Here is a 7974-nt window from a genome sequence, read left to right as displayed (position 1 = left end):
CTGACAAACTGAACGCCGTTGTCGATCAGCGCCGTGTGGATCTTGTAGGGGCAGCGATGAGCAGGGCCTTATCGCGGCCGGTTCGACGGCTTCCACGCCGTGCCGGCCTCGGTGTCCAAGACCAGCCTGGTGCGCTTCGACAACAACCGCTACTCCGTCACGGCCAGCGCCGTGGGGCGACCTGTCGAGATACGCGCCTATGCCGACCGTATCGAGCTGCGCCAGGAGGGCAGGCTCGTTGGCGAGTATCCTCGCTGCTTCGGGCGTGACCAGACGATCTATGATCCCTGGCACTATGTTCCTGTCCTGGCGAGGAAGCCCGGCGCTTTGCGCAATGGGGCGCCGTTCAAGGACTGGATCCTGCCGACAGGGCTGGAGCGGGTGCGACACAAGCTCGGCTCCGTGCCCGATGGCGGGCGCCAGATGGTCGATATCCTCACCGCCGTGCTCAGCGACGGCTTGCCCGCCGTCGAGGCCGCCTGCCTGGAGGCGCTTGGCGAAGGTGTCCACTCCGCCGATGTGATCCTGAACATCCTGGCGCGCTCCCGGGAGCCGGTGCGCCCGATCACCATCCTCACCCCGGACACTCTGCGGCTGCGCCATGAACCGGTGGCCGATCGTGCCCGCTACGACAACCTCAGGAGAGTACTGTGATGGACCGCTCCGAGATCCTCGCCTCGATGGGCGAGCTGAAGCTTTACGGCATGAAGGCCGCCTTCGACGAGATCATCGCGACCGCCGTGAAGCGTCAGCATGAGCCTCGGCGCGTCGTCGGCGACCTCCTTAACGCTGAGATCAGCGAGAAGCAGGCCCGCTCGATTAAATACCAGATCACCATTGCCAAGCTGCCGCTCGCCCGCGACATCGACGACTTCGTGTTCGACGACACCCCGATCAACGAGGCCCTGGTACGGGACCTCGCCTCCGACAACTTCCTCGCCCATCAGCGCAATGCCGTGTTGATCGGCGGCACCGGGACCGGCAAGACCCATCTGGCCATCGCCATCGCCCGCGCCTGTATCCGGACCGGTGCTCGTGGACGCTTCTTCAACGTCGTGGATCTCGTCAACAAGCTCGAGGCGGAAACCCGCGCCGGGCGCCAGGGGCGGCTAGCCGACTATCTCGGCCGCATGGACCTCATCGTGCTCGACGAGCTCGGTTACCTGCCCTTCGCCCAGTCCGGCGGCCAGCTCCTGTTCCACCTCATCAGCCGGCTCTACGAGCAGACCTCGGTCATCGTCACCACCAACCTCGCCTTCGGCGATTGGCCGTCAGTGTTCGGCGACGCCAAGATGACCACGGCTCTCCTCGATCGCCACACCCATCACTGCGACATCATCGAGACCGGCAACGAGAGCTGGCGCTTCAAGAACAGGATCTGACCTCGCTCGCCGATCTTTCCCGGGGTTCCTTTTGCACGCCGATCAAGGGTCCCGTTCCAACGCCGCTTGACACACGAGAGCCACATCGACCGGATAGATTTTCTGGCGCGCTCCGATGCCGACGGCCCAGATGAGTAGCCGACGCCGCCGTCACGGGCAGCCATCGGCTGGACGCTTTTGCGAGCCCCGGCACCGATCAGACCCGCCACATAGGCCGGACACATCCGCGCCCGCACCTTGTGCCGCAGAGCATCGAGAAAGGGCCAGAGCCAGCCCTCCAGATCGGACTTCCAAGTCTCGTCCATGGCCGGCCCTCCACAAAGCCGACCACCCATGAGTCACGCAAACCGCGCCGTGGGAATCCCAAATACGCCAGACGATCAAAAAATCTGCCAAAGTCGTGTTTGATTATATCGACAACACACCATCCAAAATTCGTCCATACTGAAGACTTATCCTAGATGGACGCAAATATCTTGACCTAATGTCCATTTTTTTTAAAATACTTAAGTATTCCTCTCCAGTAATTTCATTAACCTGACTAATAGCCCTTCGCAAATCAACAGCATTTCCAAATTCGTATAAGAATTTATGTAATTCATATGGAAATATCTCCTCCGTTATCGCTGTTTTCGGTGCAACCATAATTACTCCCATCGACAACGATAATAGAGCCACCCCAGATGTCATCACACCGCTATTCGCAGATACCAAACAAATAGAATCTTTAAATAATGTTGGAACGTCATGATCCGATACTGATTTAATGTTCCAAACCACATCATCTCTTTTTGAAATTATTGACTTCAATGTTTCTGCATATATATCATCGGATATCGGCGACCCACTGATTTTTAAATAAAGTTTATGACTTTCCAAAAAAGAACGATCCAAACTTTCTATTATAAAATCGATATTTTTATATCTTCTTACTTTACCAAACACCAACATACATCCAGTTTTTTTTATTTTATTGTAGTCATTATTCTTCGCGCCAATATCAAACCATCCGTAATATGAAGGATGATCAAGCATCATGACCTTCTTAAGGTCAATTATACCTATTAGAGATAGGTATTTTACCGTTTCGCTATTATGTGATATTATTGCACTACTCGCTTTTGAAATAATTTTGCGAAGTTTAATATGCGCCTCTACAAATATTTCCTCATGCGGTAGAGCGTTATGAATCGTCCACAAAACCTTTCCACCAATTCTACAAAATTTTTCGATCAATTCTTCAAACTGACGTACAATTTCCTCCGCTTCAACATCTGTCTGACATTTTTTTAATAAGAATTCATCCCAATGTATATGAAAAATACCTTTTCCTTCCAATACGATTCTATCTATAGCATCATCTATAGTACCCGGCAATATATTATATCGCCCATGCAACGAAATATATAACATTCGTTGATATGGATTCTCTTTGAAAAATGGAAAATTAATTACATCCATACCGCTATCCCTCTATATCAAAATTGTAATTACTGCCGGCGAAACACTAACGGACAATATAATCTGTTCAAATTATTAGGATGAATTGATTTAATTAATTCGTTTATGAAGTTCATGAGATTTTCGTCAGACACTTTATCCAAAAGTTCAATTTTCTCCAACATCCATTTCCTGTTAAATGCAAACGAAAGATGATCTCCATCTGAATGAAGTACGCAACTGCCACTAGTAAAAAAACTATTGTAATTCAAATAAAACACTTCCGTTTTTAATATCGGACATTCTGGATCTCTTACATACATAAGATGTATACATTCAAGTCGGTTCGGATGGGACCAATCTGCAGATCCATGAAATATAATAATTTCTCCGCGAGCATGGAGCAAGGCGAGCTTCAGGCAATATTTTGACCCTCTTTTTGTTGTGTTTAGAATAATCTTAATTCTTGTATCGACATACTCCAGATCCAACAACTCCTTTTGCTTCATATCATTTACACCATCATAAATTATTATGATTTCGAAGTTATAATATTTCTGACTCAATATAGAATCAATAGACATCTTAATATCATCGAAATCGTCGTCTAAATATAGATACACAGATAGTAATTCACGGTCCCTATTATATATTTTGTCAATATTCTCATTTTTTGTGTGTATATCCACAGCGCGGGCTTCAGCAACCGCCACAAAAGCATTATCATGACTAAGGCTTATTCGGCTAAATTTAGATTTGTCGAGTAATTTGTTCGCGTTATCAATGGCAGAAACATAATCTCCAGATAGGCATGATTTAATATAAAAACATAAGTGATAATCAAATTCATGCTTATACGTCAGTTCGAGTTCTTTCAATTGTTGAAATATATGTTCAACATTATCATATTCTTTCATTCTCAGGTCGCAAATTATCGTATAAATAAGCAACCCCGCATCAGATTCCCAAAGGCTATTATACTCTCGTAGATCTTCTATAGCCACATCATAGCGACCTGCGTATACGAGGGACGCGATCCGAGCACGAGTCAGATCTAGGTTCTTAATTGCTATATAAGATGGCACAATATCCTCAATTTTATCGACAATTTTATTACGAATATTATAGTATATTAAATCGACCCGCGCCTGATACATATCAGTGCACAAATTTAGCCGATTATTTAACGAGACAATCGTATTTATATCTAATTCAAACTCCGAATTATTTGGACCAATTATAGAGCTAACCAAGAGTTGATGATTAGACGCACATATATTCTCCATTATTGATTTGGATATTTCAGCTTTTTTGCATATTATACACATTTTTAGAAACGAAAGACGAACTTGAATCGACGACGGATCTTTAAACAGTTCATTTCTCCAAAATGAATAAGACGACCCCATCATTGATGAAATATCGTTATCTATATAAAAAACATCATAGTTTTTAATAGAATTACTACTAAGAACTATTATTTCAATCATTTCTGGATCATGATTATGTGACAACAATACCTTCTTCGCATAAATGATTGCTTCTTTGTATTCCATATTTTTAAAATGAATTTTCGCCATCAAACGACACGGCAATAACGACAATGATTCAGTATTTGATAAGCGATCGAGGAACTTTTCGGCTGCCAATAAATTCCCGTTATCGTATGCAACAATAGATAAATTGTATAGCAACTCATTTCCATTTATATATTCGTCTGGCGTATTCGATAATGGTTGCATAAGCAAATGCAAGAATTGGTGGCTAATGGAAATGGTTATTATTTCTGATAATCTAAACTCCTTGAATGTCAAAGCATGTGATATAATTCGCCATATCAATCTTTGATGTACAAAAAAAATACACAAAATTTCAATAACTATGATCGTGATACGTTTATTTCTGAGACTATTTAGGAGATCTAACAATTTATTACAATCTTTTGTATCGTTGGTAGACACAAGATTGTATATCTGCTTACGAATAGCGCTCGATATACCATGATTTTTAAATTTTTTGCTTAGAAACTGTGTAAAATCATAAAAATTTGATTTTTCGCGAGCGCGATGTAGAATTTGAGATATCAAATCTATGTATTGTTTATTTAACGGATCTAAAAATGGTTTTTTATTCAGTGTTATGCAATCGATTTCGTGTTGATTTCCAATCAACACCAGACATTGAATAAGCAAAACCGTCGCTGACTCGAAAAACGGTGTATTCTTTATTATATCTTTTAATCCACCAATGGCCCTTTGTATCTCTCCACATTCTGCGTTGCGCCGAGCTTCAAGCAACTTCTTTTCCTGGCGCATCAAAACTCGTTTGGCTACTTTATGCGATATCGTACCTGCAATCGGAACAATCGTATTTGGATTACCCAGTAGATTAAGGCGTCCAGAAAACGAGAATCCCGATGCATTCAAGATGGGTAGAGATATTATGAATGTTGATGCTTTATAAGCAAATGATACTTCACTTGAGCGAAATGGCGCAGACTGTGTGCGAATGGTTAGACGAGCTCTGCCGGGTTGGAAGTCCCGCAACCGTACACGATATTGCCTATCACCATGCGGCTCAATTTGGACTGGTAGCTGGTGGTGGCCGTTAATGCAGGCGTGGTCCACGAGCCAAAATAGAACGTCGCGGATATAAAAATAATAGCTTTCGCCGCTCCCATGATGGGGCGGATTGTTAAAAACCGCTTCAAGCAATCGTCTATCTAAACCAAACTTAATTATTTCATCTCCCAACTCACCAATAGGTTTATTAGGCCGTTCTAACAGGCCCTTTAGATGCAATATATCCTCTGAGGATATATTTTCTAAATTATCGCGCATCAATTTTTGACCCGCCACAAGAGGGTCAATCACATTATACTTAAATTTATCGCTTAGATATATCATCCGCATGAATGATATATAACCATCATCTAAGTAATTATTGATAACATTTCTATCTACAATGACGTCTCCGACCATAAAACTCATAAGACTGTTAAGCCCTTTTGAGGTCACTTTGGCATTTACAATGGGATGAGTGGATGCATCTATATAATCAGCCATTTGCCTCTTGTCGTTCCTATGTTATACAATTCCAACTTCATTATTGGAATATAAGTGGTAAATTAACCTCTCTATGACTCGTTATTCCAACGCTTTCCCATTATAATCATGCCTACTGAACTTGGACTTATTCCAAATATCATGGCAATTTCTTTATATGTCATTTTATTCTTCAGGTATTTAATCTTTCGAACCTCGCCATCAGACAGCTCCGTTTGCGAACTATATCGACGATGGCGACCGCCACGTCGCGAACTTTCAGCCCTCGCCTCCCCATGAGATGTGGGTGGGGTTCATACAACCCAAGCCCCCCTTCTCACAGGAAAACACTGGAGCGCTGTTTGCCAGTGGCGGCGACCCCCAAACGTACATGCATAAAACGCGAGCGGCTAAGACCCTCCTGTTTCGAACGGTCATTATAGCATAGCCTGCTTTGTTACGGTTGAACGGCCATGCGAGGCATTCTTCACCCGCATTGTTGATTTCCGTTGAGAAGTGACCCTGGATTTCCACTGAGAACTGACCCGGGCTGATGGTGGGTCTCGGGTCAGGTGGCGGTCAAGTTTCGCGGCTTCTCCCTGGTCGGTTTGGGTGGCTTTGCCGAGCTGCTCTTGAAGCGGAAGCTGTCATTGCCGGTCTCGATGATATGGCAGTGATGGGTGAGCCGGTCGAGCAGGGCCGTGGTCATCTTGGCATCGCCGAAGACGGTCGCCCATTCGGAGAAGCTGAGATTGGTGGTGATGATCACGCTGGTGCGCTCATAGAGCTTGCTCAGCAGGTGGAACAGTAAGGCGCCGCCCGAGGCGCTGAACGGCAGGTAGCCGAGCTCATCGAGGATGACGAGGTCGGCATGGACGAGGCGGCTGGCGATCTGACCAGCCTTTCCCTGTGCCTTTTCCTGTTCGAGGGCGTTGACGAGCTCGATGGTGGAGAAGAAGCGGACCCGCCTGTGATGATGCTCGACGGCGTGGACGCCGAGAGCCGTGGCGATGTGGGTCTTGCCGGTACCCGGCCCGCCGATCAGGACGACGTTGTGCGCGTCGTCGAGGAACTCGCAGCGATGGAGCTGGCGCACGAGCGCCTCGTTGACCTCGCTGCTGGTGAAGTCGAAGCCGGCGAGGTCGCGATAGGCCGGGAAGCGCGCGGCCTTGAGCTGGTAGGCGGTCTAGCGTACCTCCCGCTCGGCAGTCTCGGCCTTCAGGAGCTGTGAGAGGATCGGCATGGCGGTCTCGAAGGCGGGAGACCCCTGTTCGGTGAGTTCGGCGACGGCTTGCGCCATGCCGTGCATCTTGAGGCTTCTCAGCATGATGACGAGGGCTCCGCTGGTCGGATCATGACGCATGGCGTGCCTCCCTGGCCCGGCGAAGGGCGTCATAGCGCTCGACATTGGCCTGTGGTTCGGTGGTCAGCGCGAGGGCGGCTGGAGCCGGGATCGTCGGCGTGCTCAGCGGTGTGCCGTCGATCAGGCGGTGCAGCAGGTTGAGGATGTGGGTCCTGGTCGGCACGCTGGCCTGCAGAGCGAGTTCAACGGCCGTGAGCACGACCTGCTCGTCATGCTGGAAGACCAGGGACAGAATCTCCACCATCTCGCGGTCACCGCCCGGCCGCTTGAGCAGATGCTGCTGCAAGGATCGGAACGCCGGCGGCATCTCGGCGAACGGTGCGCCGTTGCGCAATGCGCCGGGCTTGCGCTGGACCACGGCCAGATAATGCCGCCAGTCATAGACGGTCCGGCTGTGACGATCATGGGAGCGAGCGAACACCCGACCATGCTCACAGATGGCCTGTCCCTCAGCGACCACAACGATCCGGTCGGGATAGACACGCAAGCTCACCGGGTGGTTGGCGAAGGAGGCCGGCACGCTGTAGCGATTGCGCTCGAGGTGGACGAGGCAGGTCGGGGAACGCGCTTGGCGTGTTCGACGAAGCCGTCGAACGGCCGCGGCATCGGCATCAGGTGGCGGATCTCCTCAGCCCACACATCGGCGATCGAGCCGGGTTGCGAGCCGTGCCCGGCCTGCGACTGCTGACCTGAGACCCTTTTCTCCTCCGGCTTAGGAGAGAGTCCTTGGGTTGATTTTTGGCCT

3 protein-coding genes and 4 pseudogenes are annotated in these 7974 nt (G+C 48.1%); 2 read left to right on the top strand and 5 right to left on the bottom strand.

Going from position 1 to position 7974, the window contains the following annotated elements; translation table 11 throughout:
• Positions 1–66 precede the first annotated feature (66 nt).
• Both KHC19_RS11885 and istB (KHC19_RS11880) read left to right on the top strand, forming a co-directional pair.
• Positions 67–757 (top strand): annotated as a pseudogene (locus tag KHC19_RS11885) (Mu transposase domain-containing protein); the annotation flags it as partial.
• A complete protein-coding gene (gene istB, locus KHC19_RS11880) occupies positions 654–1382 on the top strand; it encodes an IS21-like element helper ATPase IstB (protein WP_213352576.1) in 729 nt (242 codons plus the stop codon). The pseudogene KHC19_RS11885 and the gene istB (KHC19_RS11880), both read left to right, overlap by 104 nt.
• Positions 1383–1534: 152 nt before the next feature.
• Here the strand turns inward: istB (KHC19_RS11880) and KHC19_RS11875 are convergent.
• From KHC19_RS11875 to KHC19_RS11855, 5 genes and pseudogenes are all read right to left on the bottom strand, one after another.
• Positions 1535–1703: pseudogene (locus tag KHC19_RS11875) on the bottom strand (transposase); the annotation flags it as partial.
• 87 nt (positions 1704–1790) lie between these two features.
• Positions 1791–2843 carry a glycosyltransferase family protein gene (locus KHC19_RS11870; RefSeq protein WP_213352575.1) on the bottom strand — a complete coding sequence of 351 codons (1053 nt, stop codon included), beginning with the start codon at positions 2841–2843 and terminating at the stop codon, positions 1791–1793.
• Between the two features lie 29 nt (positions 2844–2872).
• Entirely contained in the window at positions 2873–5887 is a 3015-nt protein-coding gene (locus KHC19_RS11865; RefSeq protein WP_213352574.1) for a glycosyltransferase family A protein, read from the bottom strand.
• Positions 5888–6434: 547 nt separating this feature from the next.
• A pseudogene (istB, locus tag KHC19_RS11860) lies at positions 6435–7229 on the bottom strand (IS21-like element helper ATPase IstB).
• Positions 7219–7974 (bottom strand): annotated as a pseudogene (locus KHC19_RS11855) (Mu transposase domain-containing protein); the annotation flags it as partial. The pseudogenes KHC19_RS11855 and istB (KHC19_RS11860), both read right to left, overlap by 11 nt.

This window comes from Ancylobacter oerskovii, assembly GCF_018390555.1.
Lineage (GTDB): Bacteria > Pseudomonadota > Alphaproteobacteria > Rhizobiales > Xanthobacteraceae > Ancylobacter > Ancylobacter oerskovii.
This window is presented reverse-complemented; position numbering and strand designations above follow the sequence as displayed.